24 protein-coding genes and 1 tRNA gene are annotated in these 25477 nt (G+C 64.6%); 11 read left to right on the forward strand and 14 right to left on the reverse strand.

All coding sequences use genetic code 11. From position 1 onward, the window contains the following. Window positions 1-71: 71 nt before the first annotated feature. Together KXR83_RS04775 and KXR83_RS04780 are read right to left on the reverse strand one after the other, a co-directional pair. Window positions 72-761, reverse strand: a complete 690-nt coding sequence (locus KXR83_RS04775; RefSeq protein ID WP_437423813.1) for a hypothetical protein — start codon at window positions 759-761, stop codon at window positions 72-74. After that, window positions 758-1651, reverse strand: a complete 894-nt coding sequence (locus KXR83_RS04780) for an Lrp/AsnC family transcriptional regulator (protein ID WP_437423814.1) — start codon at window positions 1649-1651, stop codon at window positions 758-760. Before KXR83_RS04780 ends, KXR83_RS04775 begins: the two co-directional genes overlap by 4 nt. 253 nt (window positions 1652-1904) lie before the next feature. Between KXR83_RS04780 and KXR83_RS04785 the strand changes: the two genes are divergently transcribed. From KXR83_RS04785 to speB, 8 genes are read left to right on the forward strand one after another with little or no spacing between them, the layout of a single operon-like run. Beyond that, the gene (locus tag KXR83_RS04785; protein WP_437423815.1) at window positions 1905-2735 is read left to right on the forward strand and encodes a transporter substrate-binding domain-containing protein; all 831 of its coding nucleotides are present in this window, start codon (window positions 1905-1907) and stop codon (window positions 2733-2735) included. Between the two features lie 5 nt (window positions 2736-2740). Further along, the gene (locus tag KXR83_RS04790) at window positions 2741-3469 is read left to right on the forward strand and encodes an amino acid ABC transporter permease (protein WP_030170909.1); all 729 of its coding nucleotides are present in this window, start codon (window positions 2741-2743) and stop codon (window positions 3467-3469) included. Continuing rightward, a complete protein-coding gene (locus KXR83_RS04795) occupies window positions 3466-4233 on the forward strand; it encodes an amino acid ABC transporter ATP-binding protein (protein WP_437423816.1) in 768 nt (255 codons plus the stop codon). The genes KXR83_RS04790 and KXR83_RS04795 overlap by 4 nt, the downstream gene beginning before the upstream one ends. A gap of 26 nt (window positions 4234-4259) precedes the next feature. Next, complete coding sequence (locus KXR83_RS04800; RefSeq protein ID WP_437423817.1) at window positions 4260-5264, forward strand: C-terminal binding protein; 1005 nt, start codon at window positions 4260-4262, stop codon at window positions 5262-5264. Continuing rightward, window positions 5261-6166, forward strand: coding sequence for a sugar phosphate isomerase/epimerase family protein (locus KXR83_RS04805; protein WP_437423818.1), 906 nt, complete (start codon window positions 5261-5263; stop codon window positions 6164-6166). Before KXR83_RS04800 ends, KXR83_RS04805 begins: the two co-directional genes overlap by 4 nt. Next, a complete protein-coding gene (locus KXR83_RS04810; RefSeq protein ID WP_437423819.1) occupies window positions 6166-7362 on the forward strand; it encodes an aromatic ring-hydroxylating oxygenase subunit alpha in 1197 nt (398 codons plus the stop codon). The genes KXR83_RS04805 and KXR83_RS04810 overlap by 1 nt, the downstream gene beginning before the upstream one ends. Beyond that, window positions 7362-8126, forward strand: coding sequence for a class II aldolase/adducin family protein (locus KXR83_RS04815; RefSeq protein ID WP_437423820.1), 765 nt, complete (start codon window positions 7362-7364; stop codon window positions 8124-8126). Before KXR83_RS04810 ends, KXR83_RS04815 begins: the two co-directional genes overlap by 1 nt. 9 nt (window positions 8127-8135) lie before the next feature. Then, complete coding sequence (gene speB / locus KXR83_RS04820) at window positions 8136-9098, forward strand: agmatinase (RefSeq protein WP_437423821.1); 963 nt, start codon at window positions 8136-8138, stop codon at window positions 9096-9098. 18 nt (window positions 9099-9116) lie between these two features. Here speB and KXR83_RS04825 read toward each other — a convergent pair whose 3' ends face one another. From KXR83_RS04825 to KXR83_RS04840, 4 genes are all read right to left on the reverse strand, one after another. Beyond that, window positions 9117-9818 (reverse strand): Tellurium resistance, encoded by a 702-nt coding sequence (locus tag KXR83_RS04825; protein ID WP_437423822.1) that lies wholly within the window; start codon window positions 9816-9818, stop codon window positions 9117-9119. 39 nt (window positions 9819-9857) lie between these two features. Beyond that, entirely contained in the window at window positions 9858-11072 is a 1215-nt protein-coding gene (gene ilvA / locus KXR83_RS04830) for a threonine ammonia-lyase (protein ID WP_437423823.1), read from the reverse strand. Window positions 11073-11341: 269 nt separating this feature from the next. Then, the gene (locus tag KXR83_RS04835) at window positions 11342-12514 is read right to left on the reverse strand and encodes a cystathionine gamma-synthase (protein ID WP_437423824.1); all 1173 of its coding nucleotides are present in this window, start codon (window positions 12512-12514) and stop codon (window positions 11342-11344) included. Between the two features lie 82 nt (window positions 12515-12596). Then, window positions 12597-13985, reverse strand: coding sequence for a cystathionine beta-synthase (locus KXR83_RS04840; RefSeq protein WP_062799905.1), 1389 nt, complete (start codon window positions 13983-13985; stop codon window positions 12597-12599). Window positions 13986-14045: 60 nt separating this feature from the next. On the opposite strand from KXR83_RS04840, the gene KXR83_RS04845 reads away from it, so the two are divergent. Together KXR83_RS04845 and KXR83_RS04850 are read left to right on the forward strand one after the other, a co-directional pair. Next, the gene (locus tag KXR83_RS04845) at window positions 14046-14957 is read left to right on the forward strand and encodes an SGNH/GDSL hydrolase family protein (protein ID WP_437424445.1); all 912 of its coding nucleotides are present in this window, start codon (window positions 14046-14048) and stop codon (window positions 14955-14957) included. Window positions 14958-15065: 108 nt separating this feature from the next. Beyond that, the gene (locus tag KXR83_RS04850) at window positions 15066-16286 is read left to right on the forward strand and encodes an acetyl-CoA C-acetyltransferase (protein WP_023963014.1); all 1221 of its coding nucleotides are present in this window, start codon (window positions 15066-15068) and stop codon (window positions 16284-16286) included. An 81-nt stretch (window positions 16287-16367) separates the two neighbouring features. Here KXR83_RS04850 and KXR83_RS04855 read toward each other — a convergent pair whose 3' ends face one another. The 6 genes from KXR83_RS04855 to KXR83_RS04880 all read right to left on the reverse strand — a co-directional run bounded on the left by KXR83_RS04855 (window position 16368) and on the right by KXR83_RS04880 (window position 23149). Beyond that, window positions 16368-17240, reverse strand: coding sequence for a Bax inhibitor-1/YccA family protein (locus KXR83_RS04855; RefSeq protein ID WP_437424446.1), 873 nt, complete (start codon window positions 17238-17240; stop codon window positions 16368-16370). A gap of 157 nt (window positions 17241-17397) precedes the next feature. Beyond that, window positions 17398-18159 (reverse strand): SDR family NAD(P)-dependent oxidoreductase, encoded by a 762-nt coding sequence (locus tag KXR83_RS04860; RefSeq protein WP_437423825.1) that lies wholly within the window; start codon window positions 18157-18159, stop codon window positions 17398-17400. 47 nt (window positions 18160-18206) lie between these two features. Further along, the gene (locus tag KXR83_RS04865) at window positions 18207-18905 is read right to left on the reverse strand and encodes a TetR/AcrR family transcriptional regulator (RefSeq protein WP_437423826.1); all 699 of its coding nucleotides are present in this window, start codon (window positions 18903-18905) and stop codon (window positions 18207-18209) included. Then, a complete protein-coding gene (locus tag KXR83_RS04870) occupies window positions 18856-21138 on the reverse strand; it encodes an MMPL family transporter (RefSeq protein ID WP_437423827.1) in 2283 nt (760 codons plus the stop codon). The genes KXR83_RS04865 and KXR83_RS04870 overlap by 50 nt, the downstream gene beginning before the upstream one ends. Before the next feature lie 129 nt (window positions 21139-21267). Next, window positions 21268-22446 (reverse strand): oxygenase MpaB family protein, encoded by a 1179-nt coding sequence (locus KXR83_RS04875; RefSeq protein ID WP_437423828.1) that lies wholly within the window; start codon window positions 22444-22446, stop codon window positions 21268-21270. A 31-nt stretch (window positions 22447-22477) separates the two neighbouring features. Further along, window positions 22478-23149, reverse strand: coding sequence for a TetR/AcrR family transcriptional regulator (locus KXR83_RS04880; protein WP_116915859.1), 672 nt, complete (start codon window positions 23147-23149; stop codon window positions 22478-22480). Window positions 23150-23411: 262 nt separating this feature from the next. On the opposite strand from KXR83_RS04880, the gene KXR83_RS04885 reads away from it, so the two are divergent. Then, window positions 23412-23485: transfer RNA gene (locus tag KXR83_RS04885), tRNA-Leu, on the forward strand. A gap of 45 nt (window positions 23486-23530) precedes the next feature. Here KXR83_RS04885 and KXR83_RS04890 read toward each other — a convergent pair. Both KXR83_RS04890 and KXR83_RS04895 read right to left on the reverse strand, forming a co-directional pair. Beyond that, a complete protein-coding gene (locus KXR83_RS04890; protein ID WP_437423829.1) occupies window positions 23531-24706 on the reverse strand; it encodes a site-specific integrase in 1176 nt (391 codons plus the stop codon). Beyond that, on the reverse strand, window positions 24699-25439 hold the full coding sequence (locus KXR83_RS04895) for a helix-turn-helix domain-containing protein (protein ID WP_437423830.1): 741 nt from the start codon (window positions 25437-25439) through the stop codon (window positions 24699-24701). Before KXR83_RS04895 ends, KXR83_RS04890 begins: the two co-directional genes overlap by 8 nt. Between the last annotated feature and the right edge of the window lie 38 nt (window positions 25440-25477).

Raw genomic sequence — 25477 nt, forward strand, 5'->3', positions numbered from 1 at the left:
TGCCCGCTCGACTAGCCCTGAACAGGAACTTTCCGGTCGTGACACGCACCGGTTGCCGACGACATGAACTTTCAGCGCATGTACTCATGAGGCAGCCTGGCACTGCCTGGCACGAGGTATTCGTCGGCGGAGATCATGCGCAGCCACTCGGTGGTCAGCCCCCGATAGGCGTCCTCCGCAACGTTCCAGCCCGCCACCTGCACGCCCGGGGTGACCAGACCGAGGACCGCGCCCGCAATGGCCGATGGGGCACTGCCCCTGGCATCCCATACACCCGCGGCCAGTGGTCGAGGCTCGATGATCAGCTCCTCATCGACGACGGCCGCCACACCTCCGAGTCTGCGCACGTTGTCGATGATGCCGGTGACGTCGTCTTCATTGACACCCCTCAGTCGGCTCACCCCCGTTGTTCGCGTGGCCAGCACGGCGATCAACGGGATGAGATCCGGAACTTCGTGCACCGCCGCGTCGACAGGACAGAGCACCCCACTGGTTGATCGCGAGGTGACCGTGAGACCGGCATCCGACGCCACCACGTAGCCGTCCATCTCGGCGAAGACGTCGCAGATGGCGTCACCGGGTCCGCGTTCCCGCGGCCAATTGCGAATGAGGACAGTGCCCCCGGAGATCAGCCCGGCCGCTGCGAACCCGGCCGCGACCGTAGGGTCGACGCGGCCCGAGGGCCCCTCCGGAGCGACGACACGTGCCCGCACCGGCCTAGAGGTCGACGGCGTCAGCCACGACGTCCCACGCCCGCTCACGGCTTCATCGCCTCCACCGGGTAGTGATAGCTCTCCTTGACGGTGTCGAGGTGAACCCAGCTGTCGAGCCTTAGCACGGGTCGCAGTGCACGCAACCGGTCGAGAACGCTGACGATGTCGGCCAGCGAATCCGCGTGCACGGTGGCGAGCAGGTCGTAGCGCCCCAAAGTGGCTGCCAGGAAACGGATCTCGGGCATCTCCGACAGCAGGTCGCCTCCGGTGGAGGCGGGGCCCCGCAACGAGATACCCACCCCGACATCGAATTCCGTATCGCGGCCCGACCTCGCGATCGCGCCGATCCTCACGACTCCTTCGTCGATCATCCGCAGCACCCTTGTCCTGGCGGTGCCCGTCGACACCCCGACCCGCTCGCCCAGGGTGGTGTACGACAGTCTGCCGTCCATCTGCAACTGCATCAGAAGCCGCGAATCGACCCGGTCGATCTCCACGGCGTCAGCGCGCGTCGGGCGCAGCACGTCGACCACCAACTCGGTGTAGAAGAGTGTTTCCGTGGAACGAACCCCGTCCACCGAGCGCACCCGATCGAGCACCGTCGCGAGATCGCCATCGCTGTGGGCACGGGCTTCGGCGATGAGCGGAAAGGCACCCGAGGCCAGACTCACAAAAGGCACCTCTGGCATGGCGGCGATGGCCTCGGCCACCCGGCGCACCGGCCGGTCGACCGAGATCGAGATGTGGGCAAGCGATTTGATCCCGATGGTCAGCGGATGCACGAGACCGACCACACTGACGAATCCCCCATCGAGCAGATGGCTCAGGCGCCTGGCGGTGGTGGTTCTGGACAGGCCCAGCTGGTCGGCGAGCTCGTGTGTGGAGACTCTGCCATCGCGTCGGAGTGCCTCCACGATGCGCATGTCGACCTCGGGCATCGGGCCGGATCGACTCTGCTCACGAGAACTTAACAATTGACCGGTCCGATCGTCGTCGGGACGTTTTTGCAGGTGGACGCCCAATCAGTGGATCTTTGTTTACAAAATGCACACATAGTTGGGCTTTCCTTCAATCGATCCCGGTTTAATTGCAGATTTCGCCTTGCTGACCTATGCCGGCGATCCTACGGTGAGACCCGACAGTTCCGCACCACCGCCGGTGCTCACGAATCAACACCCTGAGGATCCCCACATGCGAAGAGTTCTAGCGACTACGGCCGCAGTACTGCTGGCCACCACCATCGCCGCCTGCGGTGGCGGTGCGGAAAGCACCGAGGCCTCCGGCAAAGCGCCTGCGGGACTTCTCAAGAGCGGCGAACTGACGGTGTGCACCGACCCCGAATACCCGCCGATGGAGTACTTCAAGGACGGCGACACCTCCAGTCCCGTCGGCTTCGATCCCGACGCGGCGCGGGCACTCGCGGATCTCTGGGAACTCGACATCAAGTGGCAGAACACGGCTTTCGACGGACTGATGCCTGCGCTGCAGGCAAAACGGTGCGACATCCTCTGGGCCGCGCTCTACATGAGTCCCGAACGACTCGAAGTCGCCGACGGCTCGCCCTTCATGGAGACCGGACCCGGGTTGATCGTGCGCACGGAGACGAGCGACATCACGACAGCCGATGATCTCTCGGGCAAGACGGTCGCGGTGCAGGGTGGTGGGTCGAACGAACAGACCCTGCGTGATCTGTCGAGCCGATTCGAATCCGAGGGCAAGCCGGGAATCACCGTGCAGCCCTACCCCAAGACATCGGAAACTGTTGCTGCTCTGTCCAATTCGAAGGCAGACGCACTCATCGAGACCGATGTTGCCGTCGTCGACATGGTCGAGAAGTCCCAGGGCAAGCTGAAGTCCATTCCCGACGTGTTCCCCGCCGACACCCAGTTCGGCGTCTTCACCCTCAAGGGGTCGCCGCTGAGCCCGGCGGTCAGCACCAGCCTCAAAGAGCTCGACGCCAACGGCACACTCGGTAAGCTCGCCGAGCAGTATGGTCTTGATCCCAACCGAATTGTCACCTGACCGCGATGGTCTTCGAGTGGAGCGTCTTCACCGACGCCTTGACGTCCGGGACATTCTTCCGCGGCGCGCTGCTGTCGCTCGGCCTGGCGATCAGCGCGATGATCGCAGCCACCGTGATCGGGTTCCTGGTTGCCCTCCTGCGCATCGCCAAGAATCCCGCTCCCCGTGCTGCGGGCTGGGTCTACGTCTGGTTCTTCCGGGCCATACCCACCTTGCTGGTGCTGCTGCTCATCTGGAACGCCGGACCACAGCTGTTCCCCGGGCTTCGTGAGAACTGGTTCACCCCCTTCCTGGCGGCCTTCATCGGCTTCGCGGTGGTGGAGGCCGCATACATGGCCGAGATCCTGCGGTCGGCGCTGCTCAGCGTCGACGACGGCCAGCACATCGCGGCGCGGGCACTGGGCCTTCCGCCGCACAAGGTGTTGTTCAAAGTTGTTCTCCCTCAAGCCATCAAGGTTGCGATCCCGCCCAGCGGCAACGAGTTCATCGCCATGCTGAAGTACACGTCACTGGCATCGGTCATCTCACTGCGAGAGTTGCTGACCACCGCGCAAGCCGAGGTGTCGGTGACGTTCCGCTACGCCGAGTACTACTCGGCCGCCCTGGTCTACTACCTCGTGATTGTCAGTGTGGCCATGGTCATCCAGTACTTCATCGAGGCTCGATACCGATGGATCTCGAAAGGTCACAACACATCCGGCATCACCCCCACCGTGCAGAAGGTTCCGGCATGAGCAGCCCAGTCCTGCAGGCGATCAACCTGCACCGTTCCTACGGCCAGACCGAAGTGCTCAAGGGAGTCGACCTGACGGTCAACAAGGGTGAGGTCAAAGCCCTGCTGGGCCCTTCCGGCTCGGGCAAGTCCACGATCCTGCGTTTGATGGCTCTGCTCGAGACACCGGACCAGGGTGAGATCCTGCTACACGGCAAGCAATTGGGTGTGTCCGTCGGGTCAACCGGGGCGACGCGGCCCCTGCGGGAGACCCAGTTGGCCCGTCAGCGCCGCGACATCGGCATGGTGTTCCAGCGGTTCAACCTGTTCGCGCATCTCGATGTGCTCCACAACGTCACTCTGGCGCTCACCGAGGTCGGCGGGATACGACGGGCCGAGGCCAAAGAGCAGGCCACCGCCATGCTCGAACGGGTCGGTATGGCACACCGGCTCAAGCACTTTCCGAGTGAACTGTCCGGCGGTCAGCAGCAGCGCGTGGCAATCGCCCGCGCACTGGTGATGAACCCGTCGGTGATGCTGTTCGACGAACCGACCTCGGCTCTCGACCCAGAACTGGTGGGAGAAGTGCTCGAGGTGATGGAGCAGCTCGCCGAACAAGGCATGACCATGGTGGTGGTCACCCACGAGACGCGATTCGCGCGTCGCGTCGCCGACGAGGTCGCCCTCTTCGACGACGGGATGATCGTCGAAGCCGGACCGCCGGGGCCGTTCTTCGATGACCCGCAACACCGGCGGACCCAACAATTCCTTTCGCACCTGCGCTGAACATCTGCGCTGATCCTGGAGCATCGATGCCCGACAACAGACCGCTCGCGGTCTACACCGACACCGACGACCTCGACCCCGACATCGGGTGTCAATTGCTGAGGGACAATGGCTTTCGGGTCGAAGTACTGCAGACACGGGACCCCGACGTCATCGCCCGCGACGCCGCCGGGGCCACCGCTCTACTCGTCGGCTACGCACCGATCGACCGAGACCTGTTGCTGCGGCTGCCGAACCTGAAGATCGTCGCGTTGCTCTCGCGTGGACACGACAACGTCGACGTGGATGCCGCAGCCGAGCTGGGCATCTGGGTGTGCACGGTGGGTGACGTCGCGGCCGAAGAGGTGGCCATTCATGCCTGGACCCTCACACTTGCACTGATCCGCCGGCTCCCCTTCTTTGCCGGGTTCCCCACCACACGCGGCTGGCTGGACCGTCCCACCCCTCTGCCGCAGCGATTGTCCGAGATGACGGTCGGTGTACTGGGTCTGGGCAGCACCGGTCGTAGATATGCGGCCCTGGCGGCACCGACGGCGCGCCAGGTGCTGGGTTTCGACATCCGCACCGACCGTCCGGAACCGGCCGCTAGCAACTTGCTGGCAGGCATCGACGGCGCGCGGGTGACAGACCTCGACACCGTTCTCCGCCTATCCGAAGTCATCTCGTTGCATCTCCCGCTGACCGAGGACACCCGAGAATTTCTCGGGGAAAACGCTTTTGCCCAGATGCGTGAGGGAGTCCATCTGATCAACGTCGCGCGCGGCACACTCATCGATTCGGCTGCGCTGCTCCGCGCTCTCGACACCGGGCGTGTCGCGGCGGCCGCACTCGACGTCTTCGACACCGAGCCCCCTGATCCCGCCGATCCCCTCATCGGGCACCCGAATGTGCTCTCCACCCCTCACGTCGCGTACCTGTCGGATGCCACGACGCGTGGGTACATCGTCGCTCAGGCGCAGAACGTGGTGCAGTGGATGACAACCGGCACACCCGTGCTGACCGTCAACGATCCCGTGGTGCCGGTGCCATGAGCACGGAACTCGCTGTCTTCCAGTCACTGTGGGCCATGGAGGACCTACCCAGCACCGCAGCTCCGTGGTCGCTTCCGGAACAGATCCATCTCATCGCCGCCGCGGGTTTCAACGGGGTCGCCGTGGATCTCGGGGCACGACGGGCGCCTGCTGCGGCTGAGCTCGCCCCACTCATCCAGGGGTCGGACTTGAACGTCGCCGTCTTCGCTTTCGTTCACACCATCGACGATCTGCGTGCGGCGATCGACTACGCCCACCTGGTCGGCGCCGGCCAGATGGTCGTGTGCGCGCAGATCTACGGGTTCGACCCCGAAGACCTCGCCGGCACCGTGGCGAGGTGGTACGAGCTGTGCCGTGATGAGCAGATCGACATGCAGTTGGAAACACACCGCAACACCGTCACCAACGACATCCGATTCAGCGAGCTGCTCCTGCGTCATCTGGACCCACGCATCGAGCTTGCCGGGGACCTCTCACATTACGTGTGCGCCAACGAGATGCCCGACGAACCCACGCGTGAGTACGAAGACCTGGTGACCGCCATCCTGGACCGTTGCGGATCACTTCAGGGCAGGATCGCCACTCGCGCTCAGGTCCAGATTCCCCTCGGCACCCCGGCGGGTGAACGTTGGGAACAACGGTTCCGTGGATGGTGGGAACAGGGCTTCCGATCCATTCGGGCGCGGAGTTCCCCAGGCCGGCAGATCATGTTCTGCACCGAGCTCGGTACGCGTCCCTACGCGATCACCGACGCCGCAGGAGCCGAACTGTCGGACCGGTGGACCGAGGCCCTGATCCTCAAGAGCTGGGCCCACGAGGCATTCGCCGCCTCGGCGATCGAACCCTCCTCTCCCCCGGCCACTTCGCCGATCACCGTTCCATCACCTCACGGGAGTCATTGATGACCACACACAGCCCGAACCAGGTCACCACCACGGGCAACCAGGTTTTGTCGGGCCCACTATCCTCGGACACCACCGGACACGCGCTCATCCCGGCGCGCGCCTACAGCGGGCCGGCCGAATACGCACTCGAGCAGGAGCGGATCTTCTCCTCCGGCTGGGTGTGGGCCGGTTACGCGCACTGGGTCGACGAACCAGGGATGGTGCATCCGGTGGACATCGGCGGCAAGCCCCTGCTGATCATTCGCGGCGACGACAACCAGATCCGGGTGTTCCACAACTCCTGCAGACACCGTGGCATGGCCATGACCGATGAGCCGGTCAAGGTGCGCAAGCGGATTCAGTGCGCCTACCACTGTTGGTCCTACAATCTCGATGGAAGTTTGCACGCCACACCGTATTTCACCCGGGAGCGCACGCGCGCCGTACCCGACGGCGCCGAGCACCTGGGTCTGCTGCCTGTCGCCTGCCAGGTGTGGGCGGGCATGGTCTTCGTCAACCTGGCACTCGAGAGCGCCGAGGCCGGCGGAACGGAACAGGTCGATGCCGATTTCGCCGCCATGCTCGCACCGATCCTGGCGCGATGGGACCACGTCGACTTCAACCGCATCCAGTTGGCCGAAGAGCGCCGGTTCGACATCGCAGTGAACTGGAAACTGGTGGTGGAGAACTTCCTCGACTTCTACCACCTACCGTTCATCCACCCACAGGTCGGGCCGGTCACTGCGTCGCTGGACGTGGACGATGTCCGTTTGGCCGACCACATCATCGGGGGCTGTTACCCCCATGGCGCGGCCGGTAAGGCCGCCAAGACCGATGAGGCGTTGCCATTCCTCGGTGACGTTCCTCCCGCTCGAACCGAGAGCCAGGACATCTTCTGTGTGTTCCCGAACGCCTTGCTGTTCTTGGAAGCGGATTGGTTCCAGGTGATCGGATTCGACGCCGCCGGCCCGGAACGAACCGTCGAGCACATGGCCGTGTTCGTCGACGAGACGGCGACGGGTGAGCGGTTCAGCACCGAGCGAAAGCGCTTGACGGACATATTGTTCGAGGTCAATGAGCAGGACATGCCAATCCTGCACAAGCTGCAGAGCGGTCGCAGATCTCCCGCGGCGGACCGCACCAATCTCGTCACACACTGGGATCAGATCACCGCGATGTTCCAGAAGCTGGTGTCCGCGAAGGTCGGCTACTGATGCCGGATCTCACGACCATTCCGGCCGAGGAACTCGAACTACGCAGACAACTGGCCGCGGTGTACCGGTTGATCGCGCACTTCCGGATGACCGATCTGATCTTCACACACATCTCGGTTCGACTACCCGGTCCGCACGAGCATTTCCTCATCAACCCCTATGGGCTGCTGTTCGAGGAGATCACCGCATCGAATCTGGTCCGCATCGATGTGGACGGTCAGTTGACCGAACCCGGTGGTCCGCCGGTCAATCCGGCCGGGTTTGTCATCCACAGTGCCATTCACCGGAGCCGGCCAGACGCGCACTGTGTACTTCACACCCACACGGTGGCGGGTTGCGCCGTGGCCGCCTCGGCCACCGGCCTCCTCGGCCTGAACCAGATCTCGATGGAGTTCCACAACCGCGTCGGCTACCACGACTACGAGGGCGTCGCTCTCAACCTTGACGAACAAGAGCGGCTGGTTCGAGACATCGGCAACCATCCGGCGCTGATCTTGCGCAACCACGGTCTGCTGACCGTGGGTTCCACACCCGCGCAAGCTTTTCTACGGATGTACTACCTCAACAAGGCCTGCGAGATACAGGTCGCCGCCACCCGCGCGGGCGAAGTCATCGTCCCGGACGAGGCGATCCGTGAACACACCGCACGTCAACTGAACGCCGAAGACACCGGCGACGATCTCACCGACGACATCGGCATCGACCTCGCCTGGTCCGCCATGGTGCGGTTGGTCGAGCGCATTGCACCTGACTACAAGGACTGAGGAAAAGCAGTGACGTTGAACTCGATTCAAGGCCCAATCGATGCAAGTCTGGTGCCCCGCTACACCGAACCCGGCACCTTCGCCCGCCTGCCACGTCTCGATGATGTCCGGTCGGCCGCCGTCAAGATCGTGGGCGTCCCGTTCGACACCGGGGTCAGCTACCGCCCCGGTGCACGTTTCGGCCCCGGCCACATCCGCGCGTCGTCAAAGCTGTTGCGGCCCTACAACCCCGCCATGGACATCTCGCCGTTCGCCGTGCACCAGGTTGCCGATGCCGGCGACATCGCGGTCAATGCCTTCGCCATCGTCGATGCCCTCGACACGGTCGACCGTGCCGTCACGCACCTCGGATCGGACGGGGCGCGGCTGCTGACGTTGGGCGGTGACCACACCTTGGCACTACCGTTGCTGCGGGCGCTGCATCGTGAGCGCGGAAAGCTTGCGGTGCTCCACTTCGACGCCCATCTGGACACCTGGGACACCTACTTCGGGGCGCCATACACGCACGGCACCCCGTTCCGGCGGGCCAGCGAAGAAGGTCTCATCGACATGGAGCGGTCGATGCACGTCGGTATCCGGGGGCCGCTGTACAGCGCGCAGGATCTCGAAGCAGATGGTGTGCTCGGCTTTCAGCTGATCCGCTCCGACGACTATCAGTTCGACACGGTGCGCAGCATCATCGAGCGCATCCACCGCCGCGTCGCCGGAGGCCCGGTGTACGTGTCCGTGGACATCGACGTGCTCGACCCCGCGCACGCACCGGGCACGGGTACTCCAGAAGCGGGCGGCATGACGTCGCGCGAATTGTTGAACACCTTGCGCGGGCTGTCCGGGCTCGACATCGTCGGCGCCGACATCGTCGAGGTGGCGCCCGCGTATGACCACGCCGAGATCACCGGTATCGCCGCCGCACATGTGGCGTACGAACTGTTGTCGGTGATGGCGACCGATGCGCAACCGTCGACGAGCTGAGAGCGGCTCGGGCGCAGGCTATTTGCTGCCTCGGCCCCAGTTCATGCCCCAGCGGAAATGCTTGTCCATCTTGTCTCCGCCGGAGAAGTACTCGACCGCTCGCGTGATGGTCACTCCCTGAGCGCCGACTTCGATGAGCGCGATCGATGCGGTACGGAGATTGTTCTTGGCCGAGTCCATCCGGACCTCGATCGGGGGTCCGAACTGTGACTCCACGGTCACCACGCCATCGACGGCGGCCCAGTTCGGGCTTCCCGCGTAGATGTCGGCGAACACCAGGATGCGCCGGAACACAGAAGGGTTGGCGAGGTTGACGAACATGTTCTCACCGCCCGCCGAATTACCGGATCGATCGTCGGAGTCCAGTTGGATGAACGGCCTGCTGTCGAGGGAGCCGAAGACACGGTCGAGCGCACCGATCCCGCCTCGGGAGCCGTCGGCCAGTTCATAGAGACAGCGCAGGTCGAGGTCGACGCCCTTCTTGCGCTTGCCGAACAGGCCTCCTGACGACTCTCCCTGCGCCCAGTTCAGGTTGATCCGGATCGTGCCGCCGGATGCTCCGGGCTTGGCGAGGTTCACCGACGGCGCCTGCTTGGTCAGCGCGATCTTGCTGAGGTTCACCGCCGAAGCGGCCGCTGGTGCCGGTGTCGCGGGCGGCACCGGCGCAGGGGTCGACGGTGCCTGCGAAGGCTTGGAACGCTTGGTGTAGTCGATGGCCATGGGTTGAGCCTAGGGAAATTCGGACACCCGCGCGTGCGGTCAGGTGAACGAGTACCCGGATTCGGTGAGCGCCGCGCGTACGCGTGCCTGGTGTTCGGGCCCTTTGGTCTCCAGACTCACGGTCACTTCCACCTCGCCGAGTCTCAGCTCGCCGCTGACGCGGGAGTGGATGACGTCGACCACGCTCACGCCGATGTCCCGCAGTAGCTCCAACAGTGCGACCAGGCCGCCGGGACGATCCGGAACGGTTGCGGTGATCGTCAGGTATCGACCGGCCGCCCGCAAGCCGTGGGTGGTGACCTGGGTCAGCAGGAGCGGGTCGATGTTGCCGCCTGAGAGGACCACACACACCTGCCCGTCGAGCCGTAGGTCGGGAAGGCTGGTGATGGCAGCGACCGCTGTGGCGCCGGCCGGTTCGACAACCAGTTTGGCGCGTTCGAGTACCAGCACGAGCGCCTGGGATATCGCCTCTTCGCTGACCGTGACCACCTCGTCGACGAGTTCGGACACGTGGGCGAAGGGCACCAGTCCGGGTTTGGCCACGGCGATGCCGTCGGCCATCGTGTTCATCGACGTCGCCTTGACGGGGCAGCCCTGTGCCAGCGAATCCGGCCATGCCGCAGCGGCCGCTGCCTGCACCCCGATGACCCGGGTGTCGCGGTTGTGCAGCTTGATCGCGGCTGCGACGCCGGCGAGCAGACCGCCGCCACCCAACGGCACCAGCACTGTTCCCACGTCGGGCATTTGTTCGAGCACCTCGATGCCGACGGTGGCCTGCCCGGCCACGATGTCCGGATGATCGAACGGGTGGATCAGGATGGCCCCGGTCTCGTCAGCGAAAGCAATTGCGGCATCCAGACTTTCGTCGACCGTGGCACCGTGCATCACGACGTCTGCCCCGTACGCCCTGGTGGCTGCCACCTTCGGAAGCGAGGCGCCGGTGGGCATGAAGACGGTCGACGAGATGCCCAGCGTGCCCGCCGACCAGGCGACGCCTTGGGCATGATTGCCTGCACTGGCAGCGACCACACCCCGTGCCCGCTGCTGCTCGTCGAGCCCGGAAATCCGCAGATACGCACCCCGGGGTTTGAATGATCCGGTGCGCTGCAGGTTTTCGCATTTCAACCAGACATCATGACCACAACGTTCGGACAGTGCCCGCGACGCGACCACCGGAGTCCGGCGCATCACCGGTGCCAGCAGTTGCACCGCCCGGTCGATGTGGGCCAGGTCCACCAGCGGCTGTGCACTCATCTGATCATCATGCTCGAGTTTTGGCGCGCTGGCGCGCGCGTGGCGTGCGTCCACTTTCGCATCGTCTTCCCTCGTCTTCGCATCGCTGGCGCTCGCTCATCCTCAGTCCAGACAACGCGGGCCGCACGCCGCTTCAACCTGTGAGTGGCCCCGCGTGCTCTGGACAGAGGAGCGAGGGAGCGCAGCGACTGAGTCGACGAAGGAAGAGCACGCGACCTGGCGGCCACTCACCCGCGAGCGAAGCGAGCCAGACCAACACAGCGAGCAAACTACCCGAGCGCGTTCTCTAGATCCCCGATCAAGTCACCGATGTCTTCGATCCCGACCGACAGGCGGACGAGGTCGGCGGGGACCTCGAGCAGTGAGCCGGCGGTGGAGGCGTGGGTCATCGCGGCGGGGTGTTCGATGAGAGATTCGATGCCGCCGAGTGATTCGGCGAGGGTGAACACCTCGGTGCGGTCGCAGAACTGTTGTGCTGCTTCCGATCCGCCGGAGACGCGAACCGAGATCATGCCGCCGAATCTGGTCATCTGCTTGGCGGCGGCCTTGTGTCCGGGGTGGTTGGGAAGGCCCGGGTACAGCACCGAGTCGATCTTGGGATGGGAGCTGAGGAACTCGACGAGCTTTTCGGCGTTGTCGCTGTGCCGATCCATGCGGACGCCGAGTGTCTTGATGCCCCGCATGGTGAGGTAGGCGTCGAACGGTCCCGGTACTGCTCCGGCGCCGTTCTGCAGGAACGCGATGTCGACGTCGAGTTGTTCGTCGTCGGTGACCAGTGCGCCACCCACCACGTCCGAGTGCCCGCCCATGTATTTGGTGGTCGAGTGCAGCACCACATCGGCGCCGAGTGTCAATGGTCGCTGGAGGTAGGGCGACGCGAAGGTGTTGTCCACCACCAGTTTTGTCTTCGCTTCGTGGGCCACTGCGGCGAGCGCCTCGATGTCACCGATGTTCAGCAACGGGTTGGTGGGTGTCTCGACCCAGACGAGTTTGGTGTTGGGTCGAATCGCGGCACGCACGGCGTCGACATCGGTGACCGGCGCCACCGAGTACTCGATGCCCCATTGGCTGAACACCTTGTCGATCAACCGGAACGTGCCGCCGTAGGCGTCATTGGGGATCACCAGGTGGTCGCCGGGACGCAGCGTTGCACGCAGGAGGGCATCGGTGGCGGCCATGCCCGAGGCGAAGGCCCGGCCGAAGCTGCCCTCTTCCAGGGCCGCGAAGTTGGCCTCGAGTGCCTGACGGGTGGGGTTGCCCGTACGCGCGTATTCGAAGCCGCCGCGCATGCCTCCCACGCCGTCTTGGGCGAAGGTCGAACTGGCATAGATCGGCACGTTGACGGCACCGGTCGCGGGGTCGGGTTCGTAACCGGCGTGGATCGCCTTGGTGGAGAATCCCTGCCAGTTGTGCGAGTCGGTCTTGCTGCGCTGCTCACTCATGACATCCAGGGTAGAGCCCGGCCCGCCCGGCCTGCAGTTCGGCCGATGCGAACCGGTTTCCGCCCTGGATGACCTGGTCTGGCTAGCCGATCGAGCTGACGAAAGCCAGCAGGTCGTGCCGGGTGATGACGCCGATCGGTTTGCCGTCTTCGACGACCATCAGGGCATCGGTGTCGCTGAGTGCTTTTGTGGCCGCCGATACCGGTTCGCCCGAGCCGATCAGGGGGAACGGCTCACCCATGTGAGCGCTGACCGGATCGGCGAGGTTTGCCCGGCCCTCGAACACGGCGCTGAGGAGTTCGCGTTCACTGACAGCGCCGGCGACCTCACCGGCCATGATCGGTGGCTCGGCCCCGACGACGGGCATCTGCGACACCTCGTACTCGCGCAGGATCTCGATGGCGTCACGCAGCGTCTCGGACGGGTGGGTGTGCACCAGGTCGGGCAGTGCTCCCGACTTGCCGCGCAGCACGTCGCCGACCAACGGTTCCTTTTTGGCGTTGCCGTCGAGCGGGGTGCGCAGGAAGCCGTAGCTGCTCATCCATTTGTCGTTGAAGATCTTGCCCATGTAGCCACGCCCACCGTCGGGGAGCAGCACCACCACAAGCGCGTCCGGGCCCTCACGTTCGGCGACCTGCAGTGCAGCGACGACCGCCATCCCACAGGAGCCACCGACGAGCAGTCCCTCTTCGCGGGCGAGCCGCCGGGTCATCTCGAACGAGTCCGCATCGGAGACCGCGATGATCTCGTCGGGGATCGCCGGGTCGTAGGCGGTGGGCCAGAAGTCCTCACCGACACCTTCGACGAGGTACGGACGACCGGTGCCGCCCGAGTACACGGATCCCTCGGGGTCGGCGCCGATGATCTTGACCTTCCCGCCGGACACCTCTTTGAGGTAGCGACCGGTGCCCGTGATGGTTCCACCGGTGCCCACGCCTGCGACGAAGTGGGTGATCTTGCCGTCGGTGTCGTTCCAGATCTCGGGGCCGGTGGTCTCGTAGTGGCTCTCCGGTCCTGCCGGATTGGCGTACTGGTTGGGCTTCCACGCGCCCTCGATCTCCCTGGTGAGGCGATCGGAAACGTTGTAATAGCTGTCGGGGTGCTCGGGCGGAACCGCGGTCGGGCACACCACGACCTCGGCCCCGTAGGCACGCAACACGTTCCGCTTGTCTTCGCCCACCTTGTCGGGGCACACGAACACGCAGTGGTAGCCCCGCTGCTGGGCGACCAGCGCGAGCCCCACGCCGGTGTTGCCGGAGGTCGGCTCCACGATGGTGCCTCCGGGCTTCAACTCGCCCGACGCCTCGGCGGCGTCGATCATCTTGACGGCGATGCGGTCTTTGGAGCTACCGCCTGGGTTGAGGTACTCGATCTTGGCGGCGACCAGGCCAGATCCCGGTTGAACAACCGAGTTCAGCCGGACCAGAGGTGTGTTCCCGATCAGATCGACGACGTGACTTGCGATGCGCATGACTCCATGGTCCCAGACGCGTTCGACTATGTTGGAGCTGTGTCCGGATCAAGGCAGCGGATGATTCGCGACCTCGCAGCAACCGCGGCCGCCACGGCGGGTACGGCAGGTGCCGGGTGGGGTGCGTGGACCTTCCTCAACGGCCAGGCGCGAGCAGCGCGCACCGTCATCCCGCACCGCACCGACAACGCACCCAACGGCGACGGGATCTATGGCCCCGACGGGATCGGACCGATCCGTTTCCGGCGAAGCGAACCGTTTGATCTGCACCTGATGATCTTCGGCGACTCGACGGCGGCCGGTCTCGGCGCCGAGGTCGCCGACGAGACACCCGGCGTCCAGTTGACGCGAATGCTCGCCGACGAGACGGGCCGGCGTATCCGGTTGAGTACCAAGGCGATCGTCGGTGCGACGTCGCGTGGGCTGTCCGGTCAGGTGGACGCCATGCTCATCGCCGGTCCCCCGCCCGACGTCGCGGTGATCTTCATCGGGGCCAACGACGTCACCAGCACCAGCGGGATCCGCGCGTCGGCCAAACGGCTGGGTTCTGCGGTACGGCGACTGCGTGATGCGGGCGCGCATGTGGTGGTAGGCACATGTCCGGACCTCGGTGTGGTCGCGATGATCCCGCAGCCGTTGCGCACGGTGATCCGCCAGTGGGGCCTGCGTCTGGCCGCGGCGCAGGCCGTCGAGACCACCGCCGCCGGCGGCAAACCGGTACCCCTTGCCGATCTCCTTGCCCGCGAGTTCTTGGCCGCGCCCGATCGGATGCTGTCGGCCGACAACTATCACCCGTCGGCTGCGGGCTACGAGCTGGCCGCGCGCACTCTGCTGCCCGCTGTCCTCGCGGCCGTCGGTGAATGGGGCAGCGGGCCGCTCCCCGACCCACCCGAGGTCTCCGCGATCGCGGAGGACAACCGGTGGAGCCGCCGGATGCGCGTGTACGTGGAACGCGCTGCCCGGCATCGTTGATCCCAGCGAGCGGTCAGGTCCCGGCATGCGCGTTCTCCAGCTGGCGTAACCTTCGATCAGAAACCCTTAAACACTTGCGTGTTCAACTTGATTCGACAGGGAGTCCATATGCCAGAAGCAGTCATCGTCGCCACCGCCCGTTCACCGATCGGCCGCGCGAACAAGGGGTCACTGAAAGATCTGCGGCCCGACGAGATGGCCCGCCAGATGATCGAAGCCGTGCTCAACAAGGTGCCGTCGCTCGACCGCGCAGACATCGATGATCTGCATTTGGGCAGCGGGCAGCCCGCAGGGCAGGCCGGTTTCAACATCGCCCGTTCCGTTGCCGTGCAACTCGGCCTCGACCACGTTCCCGGTGTCACGGTGAACCGCTACTGCTCGTCGTCGCTGCAGACCACCCGCATGGCGTTCCACGCCATCAAGGCGGGCGAGGGCGACGTGTTCATCTCCGGCGGTGTGGAGAGCGTGTCGAGCTTCGCCACCGGCAGCGCTGATGGCTGGCCCGACACCAAGAACCCGATGTTCGCCGAAGCGATGGAACGCACCGACAAGGCCACGGCCGGTGGCGCAGGCACGTGGAGCGATCCGCGTGAGCAAGGCCTGATCCCCGACGTCTACATCCCGATGGGCCAGACGGCCGAGAACGTCGCCACCTTCACGGGCATCTCCCGCGAAGACCAGGATCACTGGGGCGTGCGCAGCCAGAACCGTGCCGAGGAAGCCATCAAGTCGGGCTTCTTCGAACGCGAGATCGAGCCGCTCACCCTTGCCGACGGCACCAAGGTGACCACCGACGACGGTCCCCGCGCCGGGACCACGTACGAGAAGATCAGTCAGCTCAAGCCGGTTTTCCGTCCCGACGGCACCATCACGGCCGGTAACGCGTGTCCGCTCAACGACGGCGCCGCGGCGCTGGTGGTCATGAGCGACACCAAGGCCAAGGAGCTCGGCCTCACCCCGCTGGCCCGCATCGTCTCCACCGCAGCCACGGGCCTGTCCCCCGAGATCATGGGCCTGGGACCGATCGAGGCCGTGCGTAAGGCGCTGAAGTACGCCGGACTGGGCATCGGCGACATCGACCTGTTCGAGATCAACGAAGCCTTCGCGGTCCAGGTCCTCGGCTCGGCCAATGAGCTCGGCATCGACCACGACAAGCTGAACGTCTCGGGCGGCGCGATCGCCCTCGGCCACCCGTTCGGCATGACCGGTGCCCGCATCACCGCAACGCTGCTCAACAACCTCAGCACCCAGGACAAGAGCCTGGGCGTGGAGACCATGTGCGTCGGCGGCGGACAGGGCATGGCGATGGTGCTCGAACGCCTCAGCTGATCACTCTGCAAGACACGAAAGAGCCCCGCGACCTGTGGTCGCGGGGCTCTTTGTGGTTCTGGTCGCCGAAGCGCTGTCGACCTAGTCCGAGTTGAAGTAACTCAGCAGACGCAGGATCTCGACGTACAGCCACACCAAGGTGACGGTGAGTCCGAGAGCGATGCCCCAGGCCGCCTTTTCCGGTGCGCCCGAACGGATCAGCTGATCCGCGGCGTCGAAGTCGATCAGGAAGCTGAATGCCGCGAGCGCGATGCAGACGAGCGAGAAGATGATCGCGATCGGCCCGCCGTCACGAAGGCCCAGTCCGTCGCCACCGTTGAAGAACCCGATGACGAGGTTGCCGAGGATCAGTACGAGCACGCCGATCAGGCCTGCGAAGATCATCCGGGTGAACCGCGGGGTGACCCGGATGGCGCCGGTCTTGTAGACGATCAGCATGCCGCCGAAGACACCGAATGTCGCGAGTACCGCCTGGCCGATCAGAGCACCGGCACTGACGTCGCCGGCAACAACCCAGTTGGCAAAGACGAACGACACCGTACCGACGAACAGACCTTCGAGCAGCGCGTAACTGAGCACGATGGCCGGATTGTCTTGCTTACGACCGAATGTCGCGACGAGGACGAGGCCGAGGCCACCCAGCGCGCCGATCAGCATCAGCGGCATCGCCAGTGCTTCGTTCTGGCTGGCCAGGAAGTACGAGACGGCCGCCGAGAGGATGAGGACACCGAGGGTGGCGGCTGTCTTCATCACGACGTCGTCGATGGTCAGGGTTCGCGATCCGACCTGCTGCCCTGGACGGGCGAACGGATCGGCAGGCGGCTGCCCCGTCTGCTGATTCCACATCGCGCCCTGGCCGGCGCCGGCTGCACCAGCGCCAAAGCCGGCGTAGCCGCCGGGTCCCTGGTTGCTGCGCACTACTCCGCGCATCACCGGATTGCTGCTTTCACGCACCGTTTTGGTCCCTTCATCAAGTGATCCCACTTATGCACGCTCAACGAGCGGCGTGGCTATCGAGTTCCGACTTTACCTTCTCTTGAACTTCGGTGCAGTCGACTCCCCTGCGGGATCAGCTGCCGGGCCGAAAAGTCGGCTCAGAGCATCGATCTGGTCAGCCCCACCGGCTGTGACCGCCATCGGCGGGGATCGTCACACCGCTGAGATACGCCGCATCCGTGCTGCACAAGAACACGGCGATACGACCGATGTCCCGCTCGGCATCACCGATCCGGCCCAGCGGGATGCTCTTGACAAACGCTTCGGCCTCCTCAGGGTACGTCTCGGTCCACCACTGCAACGACGGCGTCATGGCATGCGGCGCAATGGCGTTGACGCGGATGTTGTCCTTGCCCCATTCGCAGCCCGCCGCCCGGGTCAACGAGCGCGTCGCCTCCTTGACGGCGGCATAGGGTCCGTACGTGGCCATGTCCCAGCGGACCGCCGACGACGTCACCAGGTTGATCACCGATCCCCCACCTCTGGCGACCATCAACGGATGACAGGCCTTCATCAACCGCAACACGGCGAGCGGCCCGGTTCGGAAGAACCTGGTGAAGTCGTCGTCGGACACGTCGAGCAGCGGGATCGGCATCGCATCGTTGGCGTTGTTAACCAGGATGTCGACGCCACCCAATCGTTCTGCGCACGCCTCGACGATGGTGGAGCAATCGTCGGCCTCGCTGACGTTGCCCACCAGGTACTCTGCCCGCACACCATTGGCCTGCAACTTCTCGGCGGCCGCGGCCAACGGCTTCTCGTGACGGCCGCAGATGAAGATGTCGGCACCTTCCTTGCTCAGTGCCGAAGCGATGCCGAAGCCCACCCCTTTGCCGCCGCCGGTGATCAATGCAACCTTGCCGTCCAGAACTCCCATGCAGCAGACAGTAGCGAAACTAGAACACGTTCACCCCGCGAATGGAGTCACGAATCGGGACCTCGACGGCTTCGCTGTTCGACGATGAAGTCGCGAATCTTCGTGGGCCCGACGTCTCCACCGATCAAGTCCTTGGCGGCCCGCCCGAGACACACCGATGTCAGGACCCGTTCGGCGAGTTCGTAATCGTCGCCGATCGCAATGTAAGGCTTTGCGATCATCAACGCCGCGACTCCGTGTGCGGCGGTCCACAACTCGAGCACCACCGGGGTCGGGTCGCCCTTGTCGACAAACCCCTCGTCCATCAAACGCTCGATTGTCTCGGCGAAGTGAACAAAAGCCGATTGCCCGAGAACGGCATCGGCATCGGTGCCCTCGGCGCAGACCTTCATGGTCGCCACCCGGTACAGTTCCGCGTTCTCGACCGCAAAGCGCACATAGGCCATGCCCTGCGCATGCGCAGCTTCCCAGCTGTCCTCGTGCTCGGCACCGGCAGCCCGCATCACTTCGTCAAGCCGGGTGAAGTACTGCGCGACCACTTCGTCGATCAGTGTGTCCTTGTCGGCGAAGTGGATATAGATCGACGGCGGGGTGACCCCCACCCGATTGGCGACAGCACGGATCGAGACCGCTGACTCGTCCCCACTCCCGAGAAGCAATTCGGTTGCAGCGGTGAGGATCTCCGCGCGTAGTTGCTCACCCGAGCCGCGAGGGGACCTGCGGCGCCTCAGTCGCTCGACTGTCATGGCCACCTTCCTCACTCAGACCGAACCTGTCATGGAACTTGCGCAGGGGCGCCGGCGCCCACCAGTTTGCCCGACCGGCGATCTTCATGAATGCAGGAACGAGGAACATGCGGATCAACGTCGCGTCCATCAAGACCGCCAGCGCGAGACCGACACCGAACATCCGCATGAAAGACACCTGCGAGAAGGCGATTCCGGCAAAAACGATGGCCATCAGCAGCGCCGCGGCTGTCACGACCCGGCCGGTTCGGGCCAGGCCGTACGCGACCGCGTGATCGTTGTCCGCCCTTGTCCTGCCGGACTTGAGCCACTCTTCCCGTATCCGCGACAGCAGGAACACCTCGTAGTCCATCGACAACCCGAACGCGATGCAGAACATGAGTACGGGCATGTTGGCGATGAGTGTGCCGGTGGTGGTGCTTCCGAGCCCTCCGAGATTGCCGTCCTGGAAGATCCAGACCATCGCGCCAAATGTCGCCGTCAGCGAGAACACGTTGAGCACCAACGCTTTCACCGGCAGCAGCACCGAACCGGTGAGCAGGAACAACAGGATGAACGTCGTCACGACGATGACAACAAACACCTCGGGAAGGTGGTCGATGATGCTGTTGACGTTGTCGATGTTCTGCTGTGCCAGACCGCTGAACAACGTCTCGGCGGGTGCCGGCACCTCACGAAGCGCGTCGAGCTGGTCCTGACCGCGTTCGGAGAACGGATCGACGGTCGAGGAGACGGTGAAATAGGCGGCGTTGTCGGCGGTCATGTCGTTGCCACCGTTGCCCACCCGTTGTCCGTCGACGAACGTTCCGATCGGGGTCGTGACCGCGGTGACGTCGACCACCTGGGAGAGGTCCTGGCCATACCGCGACATCGTGGACTCGTCGAGGTCGCGAGCCTCGGGGATCACGATGTTGACGGACGCGGATGCGTTCTGTGAATAGTCTTCTCGCAGTTCGTCACCGAGTACGCGCGCGGACGCCGACTCCGGGAGCACACGGTCGTCCGGGTAGCCGAACTTGATGCCGAGGAACGGGGCACCCAGGACGAGAAGCAACGCGACGACGGCCAATCCGACCGGGACGGCATGACGCAGGACGAACTGTGTGGAGCGATACCACATCGACTCTTCGGGTTCGGGCACATGCGGTTCGTCTCGACCCAGGAGCCTCCGGATGGGCCTGCGCACATCGAGCGAGTCGATGCGCGGGCCGAGCACAGCGATGAGTGCCGGTGCCACCACGAGCGCGGCAGCGGCGGCCAGCGCCACCACGGCCAGTCCCGCATAGGCGAACGACCGCAGGAAGTACATCGGGAAGATCGCCATCGCAGCGAGCGAAAAGGCCACTGTCACAGCGGAGAACAGAACTGTGCGGCCTGCCGTCGCGACGGTGACGACAAGAGCGTCATCCCGGTCCCGTCCGGCCTGCACTTCTTCTCGGTAGCGGTTGATGATCAAGAGTGTGTAGTCGATGGCCAGCGCGAGCCCCATGGCCGTCGTCAGGTTCAGGGCGAAGACGGACACGTCGGCGAAAAGTGTGAAACCTCGCAGTACAGCGGTGGTTCCGATGATCGCGAAGATACCGATCGCCAGCGGCAGCACTGCCGCAGTGAGTCCTCCGAACACCCAGATGAGAAGCAGGAAACTGATCGGGATCGCCACCGCCTCGGCGACGAACAGGTCACGGCTGGTCTGTTCGTTGACCTGCGAGTAGACCATCGCCTGTCCACCGACGAGAACGTCGACCCCGGGGATCTGGCTGGTGAAAGACGGAGCGCTGAAAAGCTCTTCGATCTTCTTGCCATTGCCCGCAGCGTCCTTGTCACCCCCGGCGACCGTGAACGTGATCAGCCCGGATGTGCGGTCTTCGGAGATGAGCGCGGCTGCTGCTTCCGGATTGTTCCACGCCGAGATGATCGGTCTTTCGACGAAACTCAACGACTCGAGTTCGCGAACCACCGCGTCTGCGGCGGTCCGCGCGGTGTCGCTGTCGGCGATGTTGGGTGTGCCCGACTCGTGCAGGCGGATGACCACCTGCAGGCCCCCGCGCTCGAAGGTGTCGCTCATCACCTCGATCGCCTTGGCCGATTCGGAATCCGGGTCCTGAAAACCGCCGGCGGCCAGATGACCGGACACCGACGAGCCGAGGACCCCGCAGATGATGAGCAACAGCAGCGCTCCGGCCAGGACGCGCTTCGGGGCGGCGATGACGCCACGGGCCAACGAGGACAACACGGCAGATCCTTTCGGGCCATTCTCAAGTGATCGCCGTTAAGTTATCAGCACTATCTTAGCGGGTCAATGCCATTTACCAGCGCTAATGATCGAGAACCCTCTGCAACACATCCCGAGCAGAGCAGGGCGCTACGCAACCGAGTCCACGCGTGCGATCTGTTGAGGGTCCATGCCCAGGCCCCACATGACCACCCGCATCTCGCGCCGGACCACCCGATCCTCGTTCCCGAGCAGCCCGATCACCCGAGCCACCTCGCGAGCACGAACCGCCGGCCTGGCCACATCGACGAGGTGATGCAGCGGCGTACGGCGAAGGCCCATCTTTCCCGCGGAGGGTTTGTCCATCCAGCGGGTCGAGATCGATGAAAACGACACGGACAACATGGGCCGCAGCACCGAATTCATCATCGTGGCCAGCGGACCCGGCATCAGCGGGATGTCGATCCGGTAGCCCTCCCGCAGCAACGCCCGGGTCAAGGTCTTCGACGCCTCGTCTGGTTCGAGGTCGAATTGCGCTCCCACATCGAACAATTCGTTGGCGGCCCCGAAGTTGTTGGGCAACAACTGCTCGTCCACCCCGATGACCCATCCGATCCAGCGCCACAGATGCGCGATCGCTTCGTGCTCGGCTGCCGAGTACTGGATGCCGAGGTCGCGTGCCACCTTCATCGGCAACGCCAAGAATCCCCCACCGATGGTCAAGGCGCTGTACGTCTGGCTGATCGGGACGCCCCACTCGGCCACATCCCAGCCACCTTCGGTGGTCAGGTGGTGTCGGACCATCGCGTGGACCAGGCGGATCCGGAGAGTCTGCGCCCAACCTGCATTGCCGGGCAGCATCTGACCCGGTGCCGTCGCCAGCGCGATCCAGCGACCGGTACCCAGCACACGGTCGTAGGTGTGCTCCTCGAATTGGCCGGTGGCCGCGAGCGGCCGGACGAATCCGCGCGCCTGGTAGCCGTAGATCAACGACTGATAGAGCGTGCTGGACTGGAGGGTTCCGAACTTCCACCAGGCTCGACCACCCGCTTGGGCGACGGCCGCGTCGAACCACGGCGGCGGCGTCGATGCGGCATCGAGCAGCTCCCGCAGTCGAGGCGGTGCGTCATCGATCCGGCCAGGTAGGTCCTCAAGGATCTGCAGGATGTCTCGCCAGCCGTATCCGTCGAGGGCAAACATCTCCTCGACGGCGGCTTGCGCAAGCGGGTCACCCACATGCAACCCGGCTTCGAGCCGATCGACGAGGTCAGGATGGCGTTCGCGGACGACGTCCCAATTCGCTGCGCCTGTGATCTCGGATGCACCCATAAATCATGGTGTATTTAACAGGCGCTCGAGGTCAACCCTTGACCACTTCTCCGGCTTCGTCGGTCTCGACCGGCAGCTCGACCTCGGGCAGTCGCACTCGTTCGCCGCCAATACCGGCGAAGCCGGCCCAGATCAGTTCGGTGATGTGGTCGACGAGTTCGGCACGATCCATCGTGGGCGTTTTGCTCCACCAGTCCACGGCGGTCCAGATGGCTCCGACCAGGGCACGCGCCCACGGCCCGGACGCCCGGGTGTCGGCCCCGAGCTGCGCCAGAGCAATGTCCAGGACCTGCTCGATGAATCCGGTGACCTCGGCCGAACCGACGCCGACCTGCATGCGTGGAGCCAGGACAGCTGCGAGCTTGCTGTTGTCCTCCATCCACCGGGCGAGGATGTCGATCACCGACCGCGTTTGTTCCTTGGGATCGTGGAGGGTGTTCACCATGGTCCCGACCTCTAAGACGAGGTTTTGGGTGTGTCTCTGCGCGAGTGCGGCCAGGAGGTCGCTACGGTCTGCGAACGCGGCATACACGGCCGAGCGGGTCAGACCGGCTCGTTTCGCGACACCGGCGAGACCGAAATCGACCCCGTTTTCGATGATTTCCGCCTCAGCGGCATCAAGCAATTCTTCGCGCCGTGCCCCAGGATCAACACCGGGGCCAGGCGGTCGGCCGCGACTGCGTCGAGTGGATCCGTCAGACATGTCGTCCAGTTTGCCACTTTCCTTGCCTCACACAGTTGCCCGAGGTCAATTACGGCGATTCGTCACATGTCTGCGGCGAGTGAGCCGGCCGTCACCGCCCACTTGTGCAGGTCGAAACAGCGTGTCTTGCAGGTCGGCTCCTGGGCCGTCGATCGCTCGGCAGCATGCAGACCGGACTCCGAGCTGACTCGGCCGGGGGCCCCGCGGCGGCCCTGAGCTTCCGTGAGATTCTGGTCTCGCCCGGGATCTTGTGTACGGGAACGCCCCCATAGCCCAATCGGCAGAGGCACCGGACTTAAAATCCGTCAAGTGTCGGTTCGAATCCGACTGGGGGCACGAGTTCGTGCAGGTCGCGGGCTTGCCGAGCTTCGGGCAAGCTCGCTACCCGCTCTCAGTGTCACCAATTGTCACAACTCGACCGAAACTCACCGCGGCGGCCTGGAGCGCGTCGTCCTGCGAGTGGGCGTAGACCTTCAACGTGAACGCCGCCGACGCGTGGCCCATCCATGCCGCGATGACAGCAATCGGGACCCCACGCAGGTGCATGAGCGTCGCGCAGGAGTGTCGAGCGTCATGGAGGCGGACCCGATCGATTTTCAGATCCTCGAGCAGCTTCTCCCACCGCCACGAGATGGTCGACGGGTTGTACGGCTCTCCGCGCTCGTCGCACGCGACGTACTCGCCCGAGCCGTAGGCCTCGCCCATGGCCATCCGTTCGGTGAGCTGCTGTTTGCGGGCCGCTTTGAGCACGGCCATGAGATCAGGCGGCATGGGCAGAGTACGGCGAGACCGCTCGGACTTCGGCGAGCCTTTGAGTACCTCCCCTTTGCCGATCTGGACGCGGTTCTCAACGATGTGCAGCTGCTTATTTTCCAAGTCGACGTTCACCCACCGGAGGCCGGCGATCTCGCCGCGCCGCAGCCCGTAGAGAGCCAACGTCCACAGATGCTTGTCGCGGCACTCGTGGTCGAGGACCGAGAACATGTCAGTCTCGCTAAGCGTTTTCATCTCGGGCGCGTCTGATGCGATCCTGTCCACCGTCCGAGCGACGTTGCGAGCGATCAGCCCTTGCTCGAGCAAGCCCTCGAGGACCGCTGTGGTGAGGTACAGGAGATAATTGACCGACCGCGCCGACCACTTTCGCCGCCCCTCGACTTCGCCGGCCCTCAGTCGCACCACTAGATCATCAATGTGTCGTTTGGTGAGTTTCTGCACCTCCACGGCGCCCAGCTCGTCGCGGAGCGCCTGGAGGTTAGTTCGGTGCCCCTTGAGCGTTGACGGCTTGAGCCCGTGCTTGCCGGCGAGCCAGTCTTCGCAGGCCTGATCGACCGTCGTCCGGCTACTGTGCACGTATGTGCCGGCGGCCACGCGGGCTTGTATCGTGGCCAACTCGGCTCTCGCGGCCTTCTCCGTCGCGAACCTCCTGCGGATCTGTTTGCGCTTGCCGTCGACCAAACCGGCATCGACCGTAACCTGATAGCGCACAGCCTCTTTGCCCGTTCGGCGGTCGGCCACGGACACCTTACGGATCTGCGGAGGAAGCTGTTGCCTAGCCATTGCCGCTAGTCCATCCGGAGCGCTGCGCGCGTTCCAACGCCGCGTCGTACAGGGGGTCCGGTCCGTCGCCAACGGGCCGCACGTCCATATCCCGCGTGATCATCGCGGCTGCAAGCTGGGTGACGTACTCGCGCAATGCCGAGTCGGCTTCCTTCGCGCTCGCGACAGCGGCCCTGGCCGCCGCAGCTACATCGGCGTTGGCGCGCCCACCCATCGTTTGGTTTTCGAGTTCGAACTCAGCGTCGCCCAACCCGCCGGCCGAAACCTGTGCGCGATAACGCTCAAGCAGACGTGACTTTTCGACCCGCTCCACGCCTGCTCTATCGTGCGCGAACTCCTCGTCTGCCACCGAGGTCTCCGAGTGGTCTGGAACCTCGGCGGCTGCACACTCGCCTGCGAACCACTGTGCAGCGCGGACAGAGCGAACCTCGTCGACTCCAGGCCACAACTCGACTAAGCCGTCAGGCATTGATGGGTATAGCAGTACAACCGGAGGAACGCCCAAAACCCTTGCCAGAACCGTCAATTCAGCAACGTCCATCTTCCCGGCACGGGAGTTCGATTCAATCTTGCTAATTGCCGCCCGGCTGACCGGGTAGCCCACCTCAACCGTTCGAGCGGCGAGCTGGAGAGCCGACAACCCACGACGTTTGCGCCATAGAGCTATCTGGTCTCCGACCTCCCCGGCACGACGCAGTTGCCAGTCCTTCGCAGCTTCATCATTGCTCGGCATAGCGGCAATCGTTGCACACATCCGGCACCGTCTGCTAC

Source organism: Williamsia muralis (genome assembly GCF_051487485.1).
GTDB classification, from domain to species: Bacteria; Actinomycetota; Actinomycetes; order Mycobacteriales; family Mycobacteriaceae; genus Williamsia; species Williamsia muralis_B.

Coding starts and splice junctions, on each gene's coding strand:
- KXR83_RS04810 (WP_437423819.1), top strand. CDS start 6,166: ATGACCACACACAGCCCGAACCAGGTCACCACCACGGGCAACCAGGTT.
- KXR83_RS04890 (WP_437423829.1), bottom strand. CDS start 24,706: ATGGCTAGGCAACAGCTTCCTCCGCAGATCCGTAAGGTGTCCGTGGCC.
- KXR83_RS04845 (WP_437424445.1), top strand. CDS start 14,046: ATGATTCGCGACCTCGCAGCAACCGCGGCCGCCACGGCGGGTACGGCA.
- KXR83_RS04895 (WP_437423830.1), bottom strand. CDS start 25,439: ATGCCGAGCAATGATGAAGCTGCGAAGGACTGGCAACTGCGTCGTGCC.
- KXR83_RS04795 (WP_437423816.1), top strand. CDS start 3,466: ATGAGCAGCCCAGTCCTGCAGGCGATCAACCTGCACCGTTCCTACGGC.
- KXR83_RS04835 (WP_437423824.1), bottom strand. CDS start 12,514: ATGAGTGAGCAGCGCAGCAAGACCGACTCGCACAACTGGCAGGGATTC.
- KXR83_RS04840 (WP_062799905.1), bottom strand. CDS start 13,985: ATGCGCATCGCAAGTCACGTCGTCGATCTGATCGGGAACACACCTCTG.
- KXR83_RS04825 (WP_437423822.1), bottom strand. CDS start 9,818: ATGGCCATCGACTACACCAAGCGTTCCAAGCCTTCGCAGGCACCGTCG.
- KXR83_RS04875 (WP_437423828.1), bottom strand. CDS start 22,446: ATGGGTGCATCCGAGATCACAGGCGCAGCGAATTGGGACGTCGTCCGC.
- ilvA (WP_437423823.1), bottom strand. CDS start 11,072: ATGAGTGCACAGCCGCTGGTGGACCTGGCCCACATCGACCGGGCGGTG.
- KXR83_RS04800 (WP_437423817.1), top strand. CDS start 4,260: ATGCCCGACAACAGACCGCTCGCGGTCTACACCGACACCGACGACCTC.
- KXR83_RS04860 (WP_437423825.1), bottom strand. CDS start 18,159: ATGGGAGTTCTGGACGGCAAGGTTGCATTGATCACCGGCGGCGGCAAA.
- KXR83_RS04780 (WP_437423814.1), bottom strand. CDS start 1,651: ATGCCCGAGGTCGACATGCGCATCGTGGAGGCACTCCGACGCGATGGC.
- KXR83_RS04865 (WP_437423826.1), bottom strand. CDS start 18,905: ATGACAGTCGAGCGACTGAGGCGCCGCAGGTCCCCTCGCGGCTCGGGT.
- KXR83_RS04880 (WP_116915859.1), bottom strand. CDS start 23,149: ATGTCTGACGGATCCACTCGACGCAGTCGCGGCCGACCGCCTGGCCCC.
- KXR83_RS04785 (WP_437423815.1), top strand. CDS start 1,905: ATGCGAAGAGTTCTAGCGACTACGGCCGCAGTACTGCTGGCCACCACC.
- KXR83_RS04790 (WP_030170909.1), top strand. CDS start 2,741: ATGGTCTTCGAGTGGAGCGTCTTCACCGACGCCTTGACGTCCGGGACA.
- KXR83_RS04815 (WP_437423820.1), top strand. CDS start 7,362: ATGCCGGATCTCACGACCATTCCGGCCGAGGAACTCGAACTACGCAGA.
- KXR83_RS04850 (WP_023963014.1), top strand. CDS start 15,066: ATGCCAGAAGCAGTCATCGTCGCCACCGCCCGTTCACCGATCGGCCGC.
- KXR83_RS04805 (WP_437423818.1), top strand. CDS start 5,261: ATGAGCACGGAACTCGCTGTCTTCCAGTCACTGTGGGCCATGGAGGAC.